General features: G+C 53.2%; 13 protein-coding genes. 8 read left to right on the top strand and 5 right to left on the bottom strand.

The genetic code is table 11. The annotated features are described in order from the left end of the window. From EYC82_RS03755 to EYC82_RS03775, 5 genes are all read left to right on the top strand, one after another. Positions 1-1,557 (top strand): sulfatase family protein, encoded by a 1,557-nt coding sequence (locus EYC82_RS03755; protein ID WP_279248213.1) that lies wholly within the window; start codon positions 1-3, stop codon positions 1,555-1,557. A gap of 7 nt (positions 1,558-1,564) precedes the next feature. Then, complete coding sequence (locus tag EYC82_RS03760; RefSeq protein ID WP_279248214.1) at positions 1,565-2,956, top strand: sulfatase family protein; 1,392 nt, start codon at positions 1,565-1,567, stop codon at positions 2,954-2,956. 10 nt (positions 2,957-2,966) lie between these two features. Then, positions 2,967-5,096, top strand: a complete 2,130-nt coding sequence (locus EYC82_RS03765; protein ID WP_279248215.1) for a DUF3604 domain-containing protein — start codon at positions 2,967-2,969, stop codon at positions 5,094-5,096. A 97-nt stretch (positions 5,097-5,193) separates the two neighbouring features. Beyond that, positions 5,194-6,297 (top strand): DUF1214 domain-containing protein, encoded by a 1,104-nt coding sequence (locus EYC82_RS03770; RefSeq protein ID WP_279248216.1) that lies wholly within the window; start codon positions 5,194-5,196, stop codon positions 6,295-6,297. Next, a complete protein-coding gene (locus EYC82_RS03775) occupies positions 6,294-7,457 on the top strand; it encodes a sulfotransferase family protein (RefSeq protein ID WP_279248217.1) in 1,164 nt (387 codons plus the stop codon). The genes EYC82_RS03770 and EYC82_RS03775 overlap by 4 nt, the downstream gene beginning before the upstream one ends. A 157-nt stretch (positions 7,458-7,614) precedes the next feature. Here the strand turns inward: EYC82_RS03775 and EYC82_RS03780 are convergent, their stop codons facing one another. After that, positions 7,615-8,736: an Rv3169 family protein gene (locus EYC82_RS03780; protein WP_279248218.1), complete on the bottom strand. Its 1,122-nt coding sequence runs from the start codon at positions 8,734-8,736 to the stop codon at positions 7,615-7,617. 765 nt (positions 8,737-9,501) lie between these two features. On the opposite strand from EYC82_RS03780, the gene EYC82_RS03785 reads away from it, so the two are divergent. Beyond that, positions 9,502-10,116 (top strand): fumarylacetoacetate hydrolase family protein, encoded by a 615-nt coding sequence (locus tag EYC82_RS03785; RefSeq protein WP_279248219.1) that lies wholly within the window; start codon positions 9,502-9,504, stop codon positions 10,114-10,116. 54 nt (positions 10,117-10,170) lie between these two features. Here EYC82_RS03785 and EYC82_RS03790 read toward each other — a convergent pair whose 3' ends face one another. The 4 genes from EYC82_RS03790 to EYC82_RS03805 all read right to left on the bottom strand — a co-directional run bounded on the left by EYC82_RS03790 (position 10,171) and on the right by EYC82_RS03805 (position 18,286). Further along, entirely contained in the window at positions 10,171-12,570 is a 2,400-nt protein-coding gene (locus tag EYC82_RS03790) for an ATP-binding protein (protein ID WP_279248220.1), read from the bottom strand. A 59-nt stretch (positions 12,571-12,629) separates the two neighbouring features. Further along, positions 12,630-14,999, bottom strand: coding sequence for a CHASE domain-containing protein (locus tag EYC82_RS03795; RefSeq protein ID WP_279248221.1), 2,370 nt, complete (start codon positions 14,997-14,999; stop codon positions 12,630-12,632). Between the two features lie 82 nt (positions 15,000-15,081). Next, positions 15,082-16,809, bottom strand: a complete 1,728-nt coding sequence (locus EYC82_RS03800; RefSeq protein ID WP_279248222.1) for an N-acyl-D-amino-acid deacylase family protein — start codon at positions 16,807-16,809, stop codon at positions 15,082-15,084. A 103-nt stretch (positions 16,810-16,912) separates the two neighbouring features. After that, on the bottom strand, positions 16,913-18,286 hold the full coding sequence (locus tag EYC82_RS03805) for a cytochrome P450 (RefSeq protein WP_279248223.1): 1,374 nt from the start codon (positions 18,284-18,286) through the stop codon (positions 16,913-16,915). 183 nt (positions 18,287-18,469) lie between these two features. Here EYC82_RS03805 and EYC82_RS03810 point away from each other — a divergent pair, with 183 nt between their 5' ends. Both EYC82_RS03810 and EYC82_RS03815 read left to right on the top strand, forming a co-directional pair. Further along, positions 18,470-19,519 (top strand): LLM class F420-dependent oxidoreductase, encoded by a 1,050-nt coding sequence (locus EYC82_RS03810; RefSeq protein WP_279248224.1) that lies wholly within the window; start codon positions 18,470-18,472, stop codon positions 19,517-19,519. 197 nt (positions 19,520-19,716) lie between these two features. After that, complete coding sequence (locus tag EYC82_RS03815; protein WP_279248225.1) at positions 19,717-20,760, top strand: glutathione binding-like protein; 1,044 nt, start codon at positions 19,717-19,719, stop codon at positions 20,758-20,760. Positions 20,761-20,812 lie beyond the last annotated feature (52 nt).

Raw genomic sequence — 20,812 nt, forward strand, 5'->3', positions numbered from 1 at the left:
ATGCTGTTACGCACTCTCGCTCACTTGTTTATGTTGCTCGGCCTGACCACTAGCTTGCAGGCCTCCGAGCGTCCCAATATTCTATTCATTATGTCAGATGATCACGCGGTGAGGGCGGTCAGCGCATACGGAAATAGTCTTGTACAGACCCCTTCTATAGACCGCATTGCAAAAAACGGGATGCGGTTTGATCGGGCTTATGTAGGAAACTCGATCTGTGGCCCCAGCAGGGCTACGATGCTGACGGGTTTGCATAGCCATGCGAACGGTTTTTACTCTAATGAGTGGTCTGGCGCGTTTGATGGCACACAGCAGACCGTGCCAGACCTCCTGCAAAACGCCGGCTACAACACGGCCGTTATCGGTAAGTGGCACCTTTACAGCGACCCGATAGGCTTCGACCATTGGGAGGTCATTCACAATCTCTTTGAACAGGGAACATACTACAATCCCGAGTTTCGGTCTGAAAACGGCGTTGAAATCACCAACGGATACGTTGCCGACCTGATCACGGATAAGGCCATAGCCTGGTTGCAATCCGTTTCGACATCACCGGAACCGTTCTTCCTCGTTTATAACCACAAAACGCCACACCGTGATTGGCTTCCGGGCCCCGCCGAGCTCGATCAGTGGATTGAAGACCGTAAAATTGAGGAACCGTCGACGTTAACGCGAGATACCACAGGGCTGAGCAAAGCGCGTCGTGAAGCCCGCATGTCCATTGCAGACTACATGACAGATCGCGATGTAAAGCTGAGCCAGCCAGAAAACCTTACGGACGCGCAGGCCGCCAAATGGCATCAGGCCTTCGATGATGGCAACGAAAAGTTTGAGAAAGGCGAATGGACTCCAGAAGAGCGTCTGCGCTGGAAGTATCAGCGCTACATTAAAACTTACACCGGCTCGATTGAGAGCATGGATCGAGAGATTGGTCGACTGCTTGACTATCTGGAGCGCAGCGGCCTGGAAGATAACACGATAGTGATTTACACCTCCGACCAGGGTTTCTTTCTGGGCGAAAACGGTTGGTTTGATAAGCGCTGGATGGATGAAGCGTCGTCACGTACGCCCCTGCTGATACAGTGGCCTGGGCACATAGAACCCGGTAGCGTATCGACCTCTATGGTTCAGAATATTGATTTTGCACCGACACTGCTGGATGCTGCCGGTATCGTGCCAGAAGAGGCGATGCATGGCGTCAGTTTGTTGCCTGTGTTCAATAAGCCAGAGCATTTTCAGCAGCGAGACCTCTATTATCACTTTTACGAAAACCCCGGTTTTCACGGAGTAGCAAGGCACTATGGGGTGCACACCGGCCGTTACAAGCTGATTCACTACTACCGCAATGATGAATGGGAGCTGTTTGATCTCGAAACGGATCCACAGGAACTCAAAAACCTTTACGGTCAAGCAGGCTATGAAGACGTAACAGGCGATCTAGAAAAGCGGCTCGCGGCGTTGCGTCGTCAGTATCAGGTGCCGGAGCAAGATCCCGAGGCGCCCTGGTATCACGACACACTGATTCGGGCATTTGAACATCTGATGCAGATACTCTGAAATGGTTGTGAGCAGGCCAGTTCTGCAATCGATAGTGCTGCTACTGTTATATTGCGCTTGTTCGCCTGAGAGCGCCGCGCGTCCTCCCAACATTATCCTTATTCTGGCAGATGATATCGGGGCAGAGGCGGTGGGCGCTTACGGCGGAGAAAGCTTCAAGACGCCCCGTCTTGATCAAATGGCATCCGAGGGATTGCGCCTTGAACACGGGCATGCACAACCTTTGTGCACTCCGTCAAGGGTGAAACTGATGACCGGCCAGTTCAATTTCCGAAACTATCAACACTTTGCCTATCTGGATGCCAGTGAGAATACCTTTGCTCATCTCCTCAGTGAGGCGGGATATGTGACAGGCGTTATCGGCAAATGGCAACTGTTTGATAATCGCTTTCAGGATATTGAGGGGGCACTGCCCGCGGATGCGGGGTTTGAGTCCTATGTTCTGTGGCAACTCAAGGCAGAACAGCGAGGTTCGAGGTACTGGTCGCCGCTGATCGATCATAATGGCGATGTCCGACAGTACGGGGACGGTATCTTTGGACCTGACGTGCTGAACACGGCGGCGCGTGATTTTATTCAAGCGAACCGCTCCAAGCCGTTTTTCCTCTATTACCCCATGGTTCTTCCCCACAGTCCCTTTGTCAATACACCGGATATGCGCTCGCTTACCGCAGACGACCAGCAGCTTTTTGCCGCGATGATTGCCTATATGGACAAGCTTGTGGGCAACGTAATCGACACGGTCAAAGCAAGCGGACTGGCGGACAATACGGTAGTCATTTTTCTCGGAGATAACGGTACCGATCAGGACATTGTCAGCCGCTACCGGGGAGCAGAGATTCAGGGTGCGAAAGGAAAGACACTGAATAACGGGACCCGCATACCCTTCCTCTTGTGGGCCCCCGGGCGAATCGCGCCCAGGGTGAGTACCAGTTTGGTCAACCTCGCCGATATACTGCCTACGCTGGCAGACCTCGCAGGCGCGGCTCTACCTGAGTCAACCCCACCGGACGGCATGAGTCTTGTGCCTCTGTTTGAGCGCGATACGGAGCTTAACCGCGAAAACCTCTTTATACACTACGACCCACGCTGGCCAACAGGGCGTCCTGCACGCTACGCCTTCGATCGTCGCTGGAAATATTACGAGGACGGCCGGTTTTACGACATGCAGACGGACCCGCTTGAACAGCAGTCAATTGCGGCGGGCAATCTTGGGCGAGAAGGGCTAACGGCGTATCGAGCTTTACAGTCACGAGTCAGGGCAATGGATGGTAAGTTCGCGAGCGGTGAGCGATGGAGGCCTGCAGTAGCATTTGTTCTGGTGGGCGCTGCATTGTTGATTTCTGTGCTGGTTCTGGTCTGGGCATTCCGTTTGGTAAGGCGCATGCCTGATAGCTAGGATGGTATTGATGAAGAAACTGTTAGTGATAGCGTTGCTTGTCCTGCTTTTCCTTTTTAGCTGGTTGCACGCACTGGGAAGCGGTTGGCTGGGTGGCGAGGCTCAGTCTTTGCGAGCAGTTGCGGAGGGGCCCAGGACGGAAAGCGACAGCACGATAGCGGCGCCCCTCATTTTATTCGGCGATCTCCATACGCATACCAATTTTTCGTTGGACGCCTACCTTTTCAATACAGAGTTGATCAAGGGGGTCGGCAGCGCTACGGTCGAAGACGCATGCGATTTCGCACGCTACTGTAGTGCGTTGGATTTTTGGAGTATTAATGACCATGCGGAAAGCTTGACGCCGCGTGCGTGGAAGCACACGGCGGAGGCCGTTCGTCGATGTAATCAAAGTGCGGGGGATCCGGCGCACCCGGATATGGTGTCGTTCCTCGGCTGGGAATGGTCAAACACTGACCAGAAAAACGCCGTGCAGCACTACGGGCACAAAAACGTAATTCTCAGGTCAGGAGAGGAGGGTGAGATTCCCGTTCGGCCTATCTCGTCAGCTCCGGGAAATCTACTCGCGCGCATTCCTGCTGTTGCAGTGGGCTTGCTGGGCTTGGTGGAAGAGCTCGAGTTTGTCAGTGACATGGGGTGGTATCTGGCAGATTCTTACTCTACACCTGAGTGTCCTGTCGGTACGCCGGTCGACCAGCTACCTGTCACTTGCCGTGAAGTAGCCCGCACCCCTGCAGATCTCTATCGAAAACTGGATCGCGGGGGATTCGATAGCCTCGTTATTCCTCATGGCCTCTCATGGGGAACCACAAATCCGCTGGATGCTGATTTTCGCAATCAGCTGCAAGACTATGAGAATCGTTATGAGAGGTTGCTAGAGTCCTATTCAGGACACGGCAACTCGGAAGTGTTTCGAGATTTTGAGCGTGTTGTTACAGAGGCGGGCGGTGCAGCGAGTTGCCCGCCCAAAACGGCGGGTTTCCTGCCGTGTTGTCGCCAGGCGGCGGAAATTTTCCGTGCCGGCTGCGCTTCACCCGGCTCAGCTGACTGTGAAGCCGGCGCCGTAAACACTATGAATACATTCTCAAGTATCGATATTCAGGCCGGTAGAGACTTATTTCCCGATGCCTCGCTGGACGATTGGGCGGGCTGCGGACAGCTGCAAAACAGTTTTCAACCGGCATCCACTTACGTGCCTCGCCAGTCTGCGCAATACAATCTGGCCCTGGGCTACGACACGAACGGCAAAATGGCGCGTGCGAAATTCGGCTTGATCGGCTCAAGCGACAATCATATGGCCCGGCCAGGAAATAGTTACAAGGAGACAAGCCGATTGATGTACACCGACAGCAAGTCATTTAGCGGACGGCAGTCCTTTTCCTGGAATCCCTACGTGGAGTCGGGCAGCTTTTATTATACGGGCGGCCTAATCGCAGTGCACAGTGATGGTCGTGACCGCGATGCGATCTGGGAGGCCATGAAGGCACGCCGGGTCTATGGAACGTCTGGCGATCGCATCCTTCTCTGGTTTGACCTATTGAATAGTCCCGCCGGTATTGCGCCCATGGGGAGCGACCTCAGTCTTGATGATACGCCACGATTCCGCGTCAAAGCCCTCGGCGCACTGGAGCAGGTGCCGGGTTGCCCTGCAGAGGCGAGTAACGCGCTAGGGCCGTCAGGAATACAAAACCTTTGCGGTGGTGAGTGCTATCGCCCTGGCGATTATCGCAAACGTATTGAGCGAATTGAGATTGTGCGGGTGCGCCCGCAGCAGTCGGCCACCGACGAGGTCGGCTCGCTCATAGAAAATGAGTGGCGCGTATTCAAATGTGCCGATGCGGGGCAGGGCTGCACGGTGGAATTTGAGGATGATCAATACCTGGCTGGTAATCGCCCCAGTCTTTATTACGCTCGTGCGATACAGGAAGCCCAACCTTTGATTGGTGGCGATCCGTTCGGTTGCGTTTACGATGACAAGGGAAACTGCACGCAACGTGATTACTGCATAGGCGAGCGAGCGACACGCCAAGAAAATTGCCTGTCCCTGGCTAATCCACGGGCTTGGAGCTCCCCGATCTTCATCGAGCCATCGCGCAAGGAGGAGGGCGGTTCAATGGTGCAGACTCCCACACCGGAATGACAGGGCATTCGTGCCTGTATCGGCGTGGCGCTTGATTACCGGCTTCTGTTTGATGACACTTGATGTCCTTTTATAGCCACGTTAACAGGAGTGTCTTATGGCCTTGTCAGACGCAGAACAGCGAGTAATAGATGGAACAGCGTGGGACGAATTCTGCGATGCGCTGAAAGATGCTGGAAAAATTATCCGCAGCGAAAAAGCCCCGAAGGATTCATTCAATCAGGCAGAGGGGTATCGCTACCTTGCGCGCCTTTTGCGAGGAGGCCTTGAGAGCTTTCTGGAGTTTCGTGACCCCCTGTTTCCGCAACTGCGCTGCGGTGCTCACGAGACCATCAAACTGGGGGCTGACAATCCCGATAATCGTTATGAGAGTGCCCCCATTAATCCGGCCTATGATTACCGGATCACCGGTACACGGGGGACTGTCAATTACCTCGGCATCAGTTCCATAATCAATCGCTATGCGGTGGATGGAACCATGGAGGTTACCGGTCATATTGATCATCGCCAAATGGATTTGGGTCCCAATGGTGAAATAGACATCATCCTCAGCAAAGACGAGAAACCGGGCAACTGGTTGCCTCTCGGAGAATCGGCAAATTCCATTACCGTGCGTCAGACATTCCAAGACCGTGAAAACGAAGCGCGGGCAGAAATGAAAATTGAGCGGATTGGTGCCAAAGATGATCGTCCAGCACCGCTTACCGCGGAAAAATTGCAACGCGGATTACAAGGCGCCGTCATGTTTGTGCATGGTTCGGCAAAGATGTTTGAAGACTGGGCTGAAAGCTTCTTACCCACGCTCAATGATCTGCCCCCGGCAGACCAGGACTACTGCCAGTCGATAGGCGGGGATCCAAATATTTTTTATTTCCACAGTGCCTGGGAACTCGAGGACGATGAGGTCTTTATTATTGAAGCCCCGGAGATTCCTGAGTGCCAGACCTGGAATTTTCAATTGGATAACTGGTGGATGGAGTCACTGGACTATCGGCACCACACTATTCACGTGAACAAACATACTGCACATTATGAGCCAGACGGCAGTGTGCGTGTTGTTGTGTCTCATACTAACCCTGGCGTACCGAACTGGATTGAAACTGCGGGGCATAAGAAGGGCACGATGTGCTGGCGCTGGATTGGCGCAGATAAACACCCAACCCTGAAGTCCCGCGTTGCCAAACTTTCGGAGTTAAAATGACCACTGCTGTGACGTTCGTCGCTGAACAATTGATCAAGGAGGCACAGCAGCAAACAGGGTTTGATGAATTTGGTGAGCCGCCAATCCATGAGGGGCTGGAGGTATTGCTGGAAACCTATGATCGCAACATTTTAGATCCGGATGGGCGCAAGCGCTGCAGGGAACGCGTGGTAATGCAATTGGCCACCCGGCTGAAATGCGAGAATGCGTTTCGCACGATAGGTGAAATAGACCAGCAGGAAATAGTTGCGCCCATATTTGTTACGGGGCTGCCGCGGTCCGGCACGTCAGCCTTACTCAACCTGCTCGTGGCCGCGCCTGAAAATCGCGGGGTCCTGCAATGGGAATGCCAATTCCCCGATCCCTGGCCAGACGCCAAGCCGGGGGAGGAGGACTTTCGTTACCCGTATCTGGTGAAGGCGCTGGATGATACCCGCAGCTCGGATTTCTCCAAAATACACTATGTAGATGCAGACACCCCGGAGGAGTGCGTATTGTTGCATGCCTATGCATTCAATGGTGTACAACTTGGTTTTGAGATCATGCTGGAGCCCTACCGTAGCTGGTTGCTTGCCCAGGATCTGGTCCCTCTTTATCGTTACCAGAAGCGACAAATGCAGATGCTAAATTGGCGTAACCCCGGAAAACAATGGATGCTGAAGGCGCCTGCGCACATGTGGGCCGTCGATGCGATACTCGACGTATTTCCAGACGCCCGCTTTATCTGGTGTCACCGCGAACCCGTGGCCGTAACAGCCAGCATTAACAGCATGAACAGAGCCGTCATGGGTATGTACGCCGGCAATCATGACCACATGGACAAAAGTGCGATTGGACACGCTGTCATGGAGTGGTATGCGATGTCGTTAGAGAAAGGGCTATCAGAGCGTGAAAAACGCGATCCCAGTCTATTCATTGACACCTCACAGGCGGAGTTTGTTTCGCAGCCCATGGCAGTGGTTGAGAAGGTCTACAGCGGTTTTGGAATGGAATTAACAGACGCTGCGCGCGCTGCGATGCACGCTCACATAGACAACAATCCGAAAGGCAAACATGGCAAGCATGAATACGACGTTGCGGAGTACGGCTTGACCCGTGAAATTATCGAGAAGCGCTTCGCATTTTACACAGGGGATACTCGCTGGCCCGTATCCGATTAGCCCTGTTCCTTGCGACATTCAATAGAGTAGAAAAACGAAACGTGCCGGAAAAATATCCGCTGGTTCTGCCACGAGCGGCGAGGAGGCCAGTAAAGTTCGGCCCTCGCGCGATACAGCGCCCACTGAGGCGGGGCAATGTGCAGGGGAGGGCGCTCAGTCAGGGCGCTACCGCTTCAAATGAATCAAACCCATATTTGGAATGGCTGCCTACAGAAAGATTTTCAAACATGCCATATCCAACCTCTCCCGTGCTCAGCTCGAAGCGACCGATATGTTCGTACAATGGGCCAAGACCACCACGTTGTTCGTCAGAGCCCACATCGAACTCAACGGCTTCCAGCTTGAACTTCCCCTGATAGGCGCCGTGCGTCCATTCGGGCGTCGCGACATAACCGGTCCCGGCAGCGAGGCATGCGCAATTATGGGGAGTGAATTTAACCACCAGGGGCTCGCCGTTTTCATCCTCAAAGCGGAGCTCTCCGGAAGCCAGTTCGCGAGACCCGCTGGCGTAGTTTACCTGATGATTCGGTTTACCCAGCTGATGAACGGCGCCGCCTTTCGCATGACTGTCAATTTTTACGCATTCCTCGACAATCAAGCTGCCGTCTGCGTTTTCTTCAATGAAGACTTTCAGCTGGAAGTCCTTGAATTGGATAGGAACGAAGATATGGAAGAATCCGAAGTTGTTCATATACTCGTTGATTCGTATCCCCAGTGGCTCTGCTTCACCAATAGGGCGAATACCCCAGGAGTGGTCGCGAATACCGAGCCAATCTTTTTCGTTGACCTCGATCACGTCCCCCTTGAGATTAAGGGTGCCGTTCCAGCGACCCATCTGCGTATAGCGAGACGTGTCCATAGTGACACGAGGTCCTTTGCGCAGGAACGTGCGAGGTTCCTCGACGGCAGGACCATGACCGGTAAAGGTAAGGTCAAAGCTTATTTCGTGGTCGTTTTGTTCACAGAAAAAGCGCAGGGACTGTAAAGGCTCTACGACGTCAACGCCAAAAGGGCCTACTCGGGTATCGGACCGATCTGTACCAAGCTCACGAGAACAGCGCAGCACGTGTTGCTTACCATCGCGCACAATGAGTGCAAACGCGTCGGTTGTGCCAAGATTTGGATACTGGCCAATGCCGAGCACAACAAACGTATTGCCGTCCTCAGAATGCAGATTAAAGTAGTAACGATCGTAAAAATTTCGATCGGAAGTGGCCACCTGGTCGAAAGTCTCCGGGGTCTGGTGGGCAAGTGTTTCATCCATCGGGCTGATGGGCATCGCAAGTCTCCTGAATGCATAAAAAGTGAGGGGCTGCACCGCGTTTTCCACAGGGACGATAGGTGGCAGCAGCTCAATTGTCGAGCAATTTTTGCCCACGAGATTGATCGGGTTGTTCTGGGTATATTTATGTATATCCCTCGCGATATAGCGAAGCTGTTAGAGCCTATAAATCCGAGTCTCTGCAGGCAGGAGCCAAGCGGCGAGCCGGCGAAGGACCTTGAGCTTGATAAGGCGCGACGCTGTAAGCGAAGCTGCGTAACGCGGGCAAATCTCTTGCCTTTGCTGTGCTGTTCAAAAACGTAACGTTGATTGTTCAGAGTCTATCAACCCACGTGTGCATCAGGCTGCGAACAGGTTTTTGACACGCCGGCATCTGCTCGCCGGTTTCTAGATGCTGCGCTGCGGGATAGTCGGCAGCGCTTATAATGGCCATCGCACGCTGTATAAGATGTATCGCGATTAGCGAGACGCGTATTGCACGCGATCAGATCCGTGCTTAACCGCGGCAGATCAGAACTGTGCTAGATTAGATCAAGCGGGTAATCCGCCAAGCACCGCGCCGAAGCGCATTTTTCGGGCGCTATTGACAGCGAGCGCCCCTACTGAATATGCGTATAATATATATTATGTTAAATAAAGTATCTGGGTAGATAATCCCGGGGTAAGTCTGCATGGCATGAGCGCACACAAGTACGTTACATTGCCTGCACCGACTTCGGCATTCCAGGCGGATTAACGGCCTCTCAGCAGTTTGGAGTTATCTTGAATCACGTTTTGTGGGAAGGAAAAAACATTGCGCCGTCTAAAATCGTCTGCATCGGCAGGAATTATGTTGAGCATATTGAAGAACTCGGTAATCCCGTACCCGACGAACTCGTGGTGTTCAACAAGCCAAATTCCTCTATTGGTGAGTCACTGCTGTCTTGTCACCAGGAGCCGCTTCACTTTGAAACCGAACTGTGTTTTTTAGTTCAGCAAGGTGAATTTGTCGCGTCAGCAGTCGGCCTCGATCTCACTAAAAGACAGCTGCAATCGAAACTGAAAAAACAAGCGCTGCCCTGGGAGCGCGCAAAAGCGTTTAATGGTTCCGCGATATTTACCGAATTCAAGTCTATTGATTCTGATGCCCTACCCACATTGTCGTTTTCTTTAAGCGTTGACGGCAGACCTCAACAAAGCGCAAATATCGAGCGAATGATGTACAAGCCCGAAGTGATAAAGAAGCTAGTTACTGAATTTATGCATTTACAGGACAACGACATTGTTATGACAGGCACACCAAAGGGCGTTGCTGAGGTGAATGCTGGCAGCCTTTATCATGTGCAACTTTTTGCTCGGCAGACACTTCTCGTCGAGCATAGTTGGCGTGCAATCTAACATCACTGTTAGCAAGGCAACCCGCTTCTCCTAAATAGCGGCAGCCCAAGTCATTCAGGCGTCTCCTGATCCCTCGTTTGAAGCTAGCGGGACAAAGAAGACGTACTTGGTACCAACACCCTCGGTGGATTCGAGAGACAGATCAAGGTCCAGAGATCGACTAATCTTATTAACAATTGAGAGGCCCAGTCCGAGGCCCGATGTATGTATGGTGTCTCCCCGAAGACGGACGACTTCGTTGAATATGAGATCTTTCTGAGCCTGAGACAGGCCCTGTCCGGTATCCATGACAGAAAATCGAATCTTGCCATCAACGCGCGCTGCTATGCAACTTACCGTTCCGTTTGTTGTGAAACGTGCAGCGTTAATGAGCAGATTCCTGATCAAACGCATGATCAGCTCTGGATCGGAGTGCGCAGTGCACCTTTCGAGGTGCAATCTCCAGTTCAAGCCTTTTTCGCGGCATAAGGGACCAATTTCCTTATCGATTCGTCGCGAAATCTCTTCTAACTCGAAATCACGTGCATGAATTTCGAAGCTGCCATCCTGAAACATTCCGACATCCATTAATGTATCAAAGTGTACGGACATCTCTGCAATACTGGTTTTCAGACTTGCGATAAGCGGCAAAGTCTCCTTGAGGGGGCTGGAAAGTAAGAGTGTATCTGCGAGTATGCTTAGCGCATACAACGGTTGCTTGATATCGTGACTGGCTGCAGCCATAAAGTAGGACTTTGCCTCGTTAGCGGCCCGAGCCTTGTGCAGCGCGTCCAGTGTCTTTTCCATCTCTGCCTTGAGATTGCGCCGTGAAAATATTCGCTCCATCAAAACAGAGCTGAGACCAATACCCAGTGCAAATACGAGCAACAGGGCACCCCACGGAACAAGTGAGCGAAATTGATTTTCGAAGTCACGCCCCTGCACCGCAAAAACTCGCCACTGGCTATCACCGAAGACAATGTCGGCTGCACCGTGAGGTTTCCTGGCCAGCTCAATTGCGTTTGGCTCTATGGATTTTTGGGAATCCACTTCCTCTGCGCCCGGTGTGTGAGAATAATGCCAGTCACCCTCCCCGATTCCTGCGACTTCAAAAATATGCAAATCAATTCCGGGAAGCGTATCCAGTAACGCCAATTTCAATATTCCCTGCAGGGGGTATACACCACACGCCGCGCCGAGAAGAAGGCGTGCGCCCTTTGTATTTAATGTTACGCGACTAGCCACTCGGAACACCGCAGCGCAGATCTGCAGGGCCGGTTGCTCTAGCATTCCACTATGGCTCATTGCAATGGGAGCCACCATGCTGCTTTCGCCGGATTTTGATGCGCGCTCTATAGCCAGCCGCGTCGATGGATTTGAGCCGAGGTCATAACCCAGGTCTGCTGCACTCGCACCAAGAGGCGAGTAGATATATTGCAGGGGATAGTAGTCCTTCCGGATACCCACGGACTTTCTGTCCCCTCCCCTGTTCCGCTCAAACACGCGGATGTTCGGATATCCAAACGAACGCATTTCACGTTCCCACACGCTGACATCATCGATAATCGGCGCCCAACTCACGCTAAAAATCGTCGGGTGCCCCGGCGTATTCATGTGCAAGGCCTCGGTGTAAAGCAGAAATTCGCTGGCATCCAGATGCTCTTCGGATGCTGACACGAGTGCCTCGATGGACTTCATGTCCCTGCCTGCGCGTTGCAGTGTTCTTTGTATACTGTCGGCGCTTACAAGCGCCTCGCGCTTCAGCACTGCCGACATGTCGGCGCCCTCCTGCTGCCACAAAAACGCAAAGCCAAGCGTGGCAATCAGGCCAAGGAAAGCGTTCAGTAAGGTAGGGCCGGGAATGAGGCCCACCGGGGTACGATTAAATAACCCTCCGCCCAAACGTCGCACAATCGCGTACCCCACGGGTGTTACTGTCAGCATCCCGCAGAAGTTGCCCAACCACCACATGGCGAAGGTAATAGCCACAGAGTCCCATGGCATTAACCCTGTCGCAAACAGGCTTGCCGCGCCTGCGACAGCAGCGATAGAACTGGATGCCGCCATTAGCAGCGAGCCTTTAAAGATATCGCTGGAACAGCCATAAATTGGCGCACTGGGCGCATAGCGCCGTAATAGCACCGCTGCTACCATGGCACTTAAAACAGAGCCGAGCGCGATAAAAAGGCTGGAGAAAACCAGGACTAGTGACGACAATCCGGATAATTCGACCAGATTGCTCACGGCAGCTCCGACAAGAATTCCTGCAATCGCTCGGTTGCCGTATAAAAGCAATGCAGCCAACGCGATGCCGGTGGGTGGCCAGAATACGCTGGCAAGCGAATGAGGCAGTAGTGTAAACAACGCACCCAGTTGCGCGCCCAGAAAGTAAAGCAGGGCAATGCTGATGGTCATCCTGAAATATTGGGAAATGCGGAGTGAAGAAATCATGCGTGCGCCGTCGGTGACGAACATTCGTAGATGCCACTCGGTCGCAGAAAGCGATTTTTTGCGGTGGTGGCTTTGAACCCCACTTAGGAATTATCCCCGGAGGTTAAAGATCTCTGCAGCTCAAAGCGGAATTGCGTCCCTATTGTTGCAGAGGTGTTCACTTCAATGGTGAGCTCCAAGGCCCTGCTAATCCTGTTTACGATTGAAAAGCCAAGCTGCATTTCTGAACTATCGATCACATTCTGGCGAGATGCGGTATTTGTCTGCCCTATTAAAAATTGCTGCTCTTTGGACAGGCCCGGGCCTGTATCGTATATGCATATTTCGATTGTTTTCTCCGTGGCGCGGGCTATACATGAAACGTCGCCTTGCACGGTATAGCTCACGGCATTGATAAGTAGGTTTCTGAGCAGTCGTAGTAAAAGCTCTGGATCAGAGATTACCGCGTAATCGCCTAAATCGAGGTGCCAACGTAGATTCTTTTCGTTGCACAACGGTGCCACCTCGAGATCTATTCGCCGGGCCAGCTCATCCATTACGAATTCACCCAGATTAACTTCGAAGCTCCCGTCCTGAAACCGGCCCATGTCCATTAGGGTGTCGAAGTGCAAAGACATCTCTTTAACGCTCTTACTCACGTTTTCGATGACTGGCCGCATCTCCTTCTTGAGGTCAGACATTAACAAGGTATCAGTCAGGATGCCCAACGCATAAAGCGGTTGTTTAATATCGTGACTCGCCGCAGCCATAAAATAGGATTTGGATTCATTTGCAGCATTGGCCTCAGCCAAAGCCGAAACTGTCTTTATCTGCTCCATTTCGATACGCTTTCGCGCAGCTATACGCTCGATCAGAATACTGCTTAACCCCAAACCAAGAGTCAGAATGAGCAGCAAGGCACTCCACGGTACGCCCGTGCTGAAGCTGCTAATAAAGCTGGAACTTGGCGTCGCGATAACTAACCAGCGGTGTCCGGCAAAGCGCACCAGACTCTCCCCATAAAAGTGAGCACGTAATTCCGACGCCACTGGTCTCGGTTCGCCGCTTTTCAGCGCGCCGCTAGTCGCATTTGAATAGCTGTGATACCACTGCTCTGAATTCGGTAACGATAAGTCGAAGAGACTGAGAGTAATACTCGCTTCGAACTGCGGTATCGCAGCGTCGAAAACGCTGCCAATATAAAAAACTCCGGTCGCAAACCCAGTAAGATGCTCTGCCCGCTCAGAGCTACTTTCCGGATTAGTGCCCAAACTGTAGATGGGCAAGCACATGAGCATTGCCGCCATCCTTTTATCAGACTGCACAAGATAAATCGGTGCCATCATACTGGTCAGCCCGGTATCCCGCGCACGCTCCAAAGCCTTGCGTCGGTTACGCTCTGAACCAAGATCAAAACCCAAAGCTCTATTGTTAACATCGCTCGGGGGGTAAATCAGTTCCACGGGGAAATACTCGTCCCGGTTACCCACTCTCACCCTACCCCCGTCGACTCCGACCTCAAACAAGATGCTTTCCTTCTCGCCGGCAGCCCGCATACCCCGCTCCCATTCAGGGGGATTTATAACTTTGGGCGCCCAGCTTAGCGCCTGAGCACCGGGATAGAGCCCGCGTGAGCCAAATTCTGTCTCACTAAAACGAAGGAACTCAGATTTGTAGAGCCGATCATGGGCGTAGACCAGTGCTCGTATAGATTCCAGGTCGCGCCCAGCAGCTTCCAAAGCACGCGTTAAGCTGTTGGCGGCAATACTCGCATCCCTTTGCAGCGAGCGCGTCAAAGCCTCCCCTTCGTTCACCTTGAGCCAGGCGAATATTGATAATGCAGAGGCGGTGAACACAGCGAGGAGTATCGTCGGGCTGGTAATCTTGGCGGGACTCGTTAACGCTATATTCCCCTTGGCCGCCATCTTAAATACTATGAATAGAGGCGCTGTGAAGACAACCATGCCACCGAATTCACCTAACCAGTAAATTCCTATTGCGCTATGCACAGCGTCTTCCGGCACCAGGCCCACCGCATCAAACAGGCTGGTGTTTATAAAGGCCGGGATCGCACTGCCCACTGCCATGCAAGCAGTCCCGATCAACATATCTCGGGCACTGCCCCAAATAGGGGCGGTAGGAGTCAGGAGGCGCATAAGGTAGGCCGTGGTCGCCCCGCCCAATATAACAGCGCAAGAGGCGATGATTGCGATGGCAGAGATTGCTCCCGGCGATAGCATATAAAACTGCACAACTGAGGTGGTGAAAGCCCCCAGGAAAAGGCCAGGGACTGCGCGATTTCCACGCCATAGCAGCCCGGCCAGCGCTAGTCCTGAGGGAATCCACAGCAGGGTCGTCTGAAAACCCTGATTTAACGCAACGTAAAAACCTAATTGTGCACCGACTATCCACAGTAAGGCGATGCACAGCGTTACAGCGATGTCTTCAGCCTTCAAGCGCACACAAAGCTTCACATTCGCTGGAGCTCCGCATCGGATCACTGCTCGCCATAAAACAGCGGTCTAGCGCAGGGTATTGGATAAATACACGCTCAATCTAGTGAATCGCCGACTGTGATTGGGGGCCGCGCACGAGTTTGCCGGGCATCGCACCCGTATCTTTGCTGTCCTGTCGAATTATCTCGCCGCTGCAAAGTGTGTATCGGTACCCGTCGACTTTCTGTACCAGCCTGCGCGCGCTGGCAGGTAAATCATAGACCATCTCCGGGGGATGAATTGTCAATTTATCAAAGTCGATAATGTTGATATCCGCTTTCATGCCCTCGGCGATCAGCCCGCGGTCGCGCATGCCATAAAAATGCGCCGTGCGTTGAGTTTGGTTATGCACCAATTTCTCGATAGGAATACGCGCACCTCGCGTTCTGTCTCTAGCCCAGTGCGTGAGCAGATAACTTGGCATACTGGCGTCACAAATAAGGCCACAGTGGGCGCCGCCATCAGACAGCCCAAATATCGCGTTGGGATGGAGCATCATTTCACGTAAGGCTTCGAAGTCTCCATCTGAGTAGCCCAGCAGCGGCATATAGATAATTCCTTTGCCTGAACGCTCGAGCATAGTGTCATAGGCAAGTTCTGCAGGCGTTACCCCCTGCCTCTCTGCCCTAGCAAGAATACTTTTTTCGGGACCTGGCTCGTAATCTATCGGCTCACCAAGCGAAAACATGTTGTTCCAGGCTAATAGTGAGCGCGTAAATACCTCTGGTAATTCGCTAAGATCCGGTGGGTTATCAAGTATCTCTCGCCGCAAACCGGGATCATTCAGCGCGACGACACGTTCAGACAATGGCAGAGATGCCACTGTCTGGTATCCCGCATGCAGAATAAACGGATGCCCTGAACTCTCCCAACTGAACAGGACGCCAGCAGGACGCTGCGCCACCTGTGGTGTCAGGGTGCCGCCTGCTGCGCGATCTTCTTCGACTGCCGCCAGCAGTCGTTTCCACTGACTTGAATCCTCGTTATTTTGCAGGCAGGCGAAGGTGACGGGAAGACCGGTCTCACGGCCGATCTGACGCATCCAGGACAACTCCTCTTCCTCAGGGGCAAGGTCACTCGCCACTTCGAAGACCCCATAGCCGACCTCTCCCATGGCTCGGCCAATACCAATGACCTCCTCACGGTCCGCTGTGGTACCCGGGGCCAGTTCGCCATCCTTTGCGCGATGCAATATCGTGCGCGTTGTAGAAAACCCAAGGGCACCCGCCTCCAGTCCTTCTTTTACGATAGCGGCCATGGCCGTGACGTCTTCCTCTGTAGCCTTCTCGTTGTTAGCGCCCCGCTTGCCCATGACATAGGTTCGCACAGCGCCATGGGGAACCTGAGTGGCAAAATCAATGGCATGTGGCAATGCCTCGATAGCATCCATATATTCGGGAAAGGTCTCCCACTTCCACTGTATTCCCTCTGCGAGTGCCGCCCCTGGAATATCTTCGACACCCTCCATTAACTGAATGAGATAGTCTTCCTTACCTGTTTCTACCGGCGCAAAGCCCACACCACAGTTACCCATAACCACGGTGGTTACACCATTCCAGCTGGAAGGCGTCAGCATAGGATCCCAGGTGACCTGACCGTCATAATGCGTATGCACGTCAACCCATCCAGGGGTCACAAGTAGCCCGTCAGCGTCTATGTCTTGTCGCGCCTCACCGATATCCGTGCCTACGGCAACAATACGATCGCCTTTTATCCCGACGTCGCATACTTTGCCGATTGAGCCACTCCCATCAATAACGGTGCCATTACGTATCGCTAAATCAAACATGAAACTGTCCCCTTCTGGATGCTAGTCTTGTACCGATTGACGACAAAGATACCTCAAAATACGCCCGGTGAATAACGCGTTTGCAGAGATGGGCGCCGACGGTCTAACTTCTGGCGGGTATCGCGCGGGGCGGCAAAGCGTCGAGATAAATCGGTAGGCCGTCTCTGGGCTTGGAGATAGGGGACTGCTGCACCGGCATTCGATAGGTATCAGGTACCGTCCAACGGTAACGGCGCAGCATTTCAAACATCACCAGTTTTATTTGCATAATGGCAAAATGCAGACCTATGCACATATGTGCACCGCCGCTAAACGGCACCCAGCAGTAGGCGTGAGTCTTTTGCTCAGCCCGCTCATCGCTGAAACGCTCTGGATCGAATCTCGTCGGATTGCTCCAGTACTGTTCCATATAGTGAGTGTGAATGGGGTAGGTCACAACCATGGCGCCCGCCGGTATGGTGCTGCCCTCGAAGTCGAAGGATTTTAAACTGTATTTCGGCAAGGATGAGAGCGGCGGATACATGCGCAAGGCTTCTTTCATCACCCACTCAGTTTGTGGCATTCGCTCCAGGTCATGATAGCTGAGCGCATCCTTGCCAATCGCCAAAGCTTCCTTCCTCAGCTGGTCCTGCCATTCGGTGTGCTGCGCCAGCGCATATGTCATGCTGGTCAATGCGCTGGTGGTAGTGTCGTGAGCCGCCATCATGAGAAAAATCATGTGATCCACGACCTCCTCGTCCGTGTACTGATTGCCCTCCTCGTCCGTAGCACGACATAGGAGCGAGAACATGTCATTACCCTGCCCCTCACGCTTTCGTTTTATCTGCTGCTGAAAATAGCGGCACATGTAGTGCCTTGCGCGTATGCCGCGCCATAGTATGGTGCCCGGTATAGCAAGTGGTACGCGAGGCATAGACGCTGCAACAGTGGCCTCAAATGCGCGGCTGATTTTGTGAGCGTCTCCACCTAGCTCCATACCTAGAAAAATCGTGGCGGCCATGTCCAGCGTCATCCGCTTGAACAGCGGATATGCCAAGAGGCTGCCACCGGGCTTGAACTCCCATGCCTCCACTGCCGCGTGAACCTGGGGACCCATGTCTGCCAAATAGCCCTGCAGCACCGGGTTCTTGAAGCCTGCCTGCATTAACCGGCGGTGATAGCGGTGGTCATCGCCGTCGCGCAGCATAAGTCCGTTAGGAAAGACGCGACCGATGATCATGTCCCAGGCTTTTTTATTGGAAAATATCTGACCTTCATTAACCAGAGCCAAACGATGGGCGTCTGCGCCATACAGATTAACGTAACTCTGTCTGCCGATGCGCTGCATGACCGCGTTGCCATAACGCTGCTGCATATCCTGCGCGTGCTCGAGGGGTTGACGGTAGCTTTGCCGAATCATGCGAAGCGTTTCGAGGAGACTTACCTTGATAGGGCGCAGAGCGGTACTGCCCTGGTTGACTGCAGTTAGGTCTGCCATGGTGTTTTCCCCTTTTGTATATGTTGCTAACATAACTTACTCGCTGGTGGATATCATCCGTTGTACAAGTGATATGCTCGCGCGTGGTGCCGCCTTGCATCGATATCGGTTTTTGTGCCGATATTGGCTTATTCCGCCGTTCTGTGCGGACGGTATTTAACCGCAAGACAGGAGAATGTGATTATGAAGCTGGGACTGGCACTCACAGAGACAGCCTTTAGTGCGCAGCCGACAATCGACTTGAACAGAGTTCGGCTGGCGGAATCACTGCAATATGATTCCGTATGGGCCGCAGAAGCATATGGCTGCGATGCAGTGAGCAGCGTCACCTGGCTGGCCGCTCACACCCAGCGCATAAAGATTGGGACGGCTATTATGCAGATTCCCGCAAGGTCACCCGCTGCAGCCGCAATGACCGCCATCGGACTCGATGCTCTGTCCGAGGGCCGCTTTATTCTCGGTCTTGGAGGGTCGGGGCCTCAGGTTGCTGAGGGCTGGCATGGCGTCAGTTATGATAAGCCCCTACGGCGAACCCGGGAATACGTGGAGATCGTTCGCCAGATACTCGCTCGGCAGCAACCTCTGCGTTATGACGGCTATCACTATCAACTGCCACTTAGCGGAGCCAATACAACAGGCGCAGGTAAGCCGCTAAAGAGCGTTGCCCATACAAACCCCGAACAGAACATCTATCTCGCGTCTATCACGCCCGGAGGATTGCGCCTGGCGGCTGAAATTGCCGACGGCGTCATCCTGTCCTTTATCGACCCGGAGGACACTGCCGACATCGTAGATCGCTATCTCGCCGAGGGCTTTGCTCGCGAATCCGCAAAGTGCTCCCGTTCGGCGTTTACGGTCAGTACCATGGTGCGCGTGATCGTTGCGGATGATGCAGCAGCGGTGTTCGAGGCCATGAAGCCGGCAATGGCAAGGCAACTGGGTGGCATGGGTTCACGGCAAAAAAACTTTTACGCTGAGTTTGCCAAACGCATGGGCTACGAGGACGAGGTCGAACAAATCCAGACCCTGTACCTTAGTGGCGAGAAGGAAAAAGCGTCCCGGGTAGTACCGGAATCTCTGATAGATCGTACATGCTTGATAGGCTCACCAGAACGTATACGTGAACGGTTGTCGGCCTGGAGAGAAGCGGAGCGCAGAGGGTCTCTAGATCTGATGCTGGTGACCACTGAGCAACCCGAGGCGCTTATTTTACTGGCGGAAGAATTGCTTTAGTTACTGGTGCTGCGCGCCATGTAACAGGTAGCAAACCTGTCACCGCCCGTTGTTAAATGATACAAAATGAGCGGCCGTGATAGGTGCAGAAGCCGGACCGCATTGACAAAAATTTGGCTCCATGTAACGCTACGACGCGATCAATATTCTCCGGCGAATCCTTTTTAACAGCGTGAAAAATCCGAGGCGAACAAGGCATGTACAGAGGTGACTATGGGCTTGTCGGCGCGGAGCTGAGCATGTTCTCACGCAAGCTGGAAGCGCAGCTGCGCTGCCAGCAGATTCCCTGGTCGTGGCATTTCAAAACGGAAGAGCGCGCTGCTGATATTGAAGCCCGCACCGGTACGCACTTTATCCCGGCGCTGCTCACGCCTGAAAAATGGATGATTCACGATACAATTGCAGTCGGTCCGTTACTGAATGATCGCTTCAAGTCGATGCCTGTCATTCCTGCCACACCGACACAGAGAGCCTGCTGTTTTATACTCGAGGACGCATTTAACCATTGGCTTGGCCGCGTCTGTATTCACACCCGCTGGTGCTATCCCGAGAATGTAGCCTGGGTTGGACCGCGTTTTGGCGCGAATCGATTGCTCAATCGATCTATTGACGAACCGTTTACGGAACAAGAGCTGAAAGACTTGGCGCCTGTCGGCGAGTTTATGTACCAGTCCTTTGGTAAAAACGTCTGCGAGTACAACGGAGTCGGGCCAGAGCAAGCTGATGCCGTGCACCGCGATTTTAGTACCATGCTTTCGGTTCTGGACACCCACTTCGCACACTGCCCTTTTCTTCTGGGTGATCGTCCGTGCCTCGCAGATTTTGCACTGGCCGGCGCTTGTAAGGCACACTTTGTGACTGACCCAGTACCTTTGGCCTGGCTTGGTGATTATCGCACTGTCGTAATGGAGTACACCGCTCGCCTATTCGGTGATGACGACTATACCGATACATCCTGGCTGCCCGCAGATGCGGTGCCGGATACACTCGACGCCGTCTGGCGTTATCTTGATGCCACGTATTTCGCCTTCGCCCGCGCCAATATCAGCGCAAGTGTCGCTGGAGAGAAATACTACGAATATGATTTTGGCTACGGCGCAACCCGCGCACGAACACAGCGCCGCCTGAACAAGGCGAGATTGCATGTACAGGATGAGCTGCACCAACTGGATCACAACTCCCATTCTGAGCTTGAGGAAGTATTCACCGACACGAAAATTCTGGAATTTTATAGAGACTAAATGGTTAGGCTCTTTTGGCTAACACCTTGGTTACGCTTTAGCAGGACTGGTT

It is taken from the genome of Candidatus Marimicrobium litorale, assembly GCF_026262645.1.
Taxonomy (GTDB): Bacteria; Pseudomonadota; Gammaproteobacteria; order Pseudomonadales; family Halieaceae; genus Marimicrobium; species Marimicrobium litorale.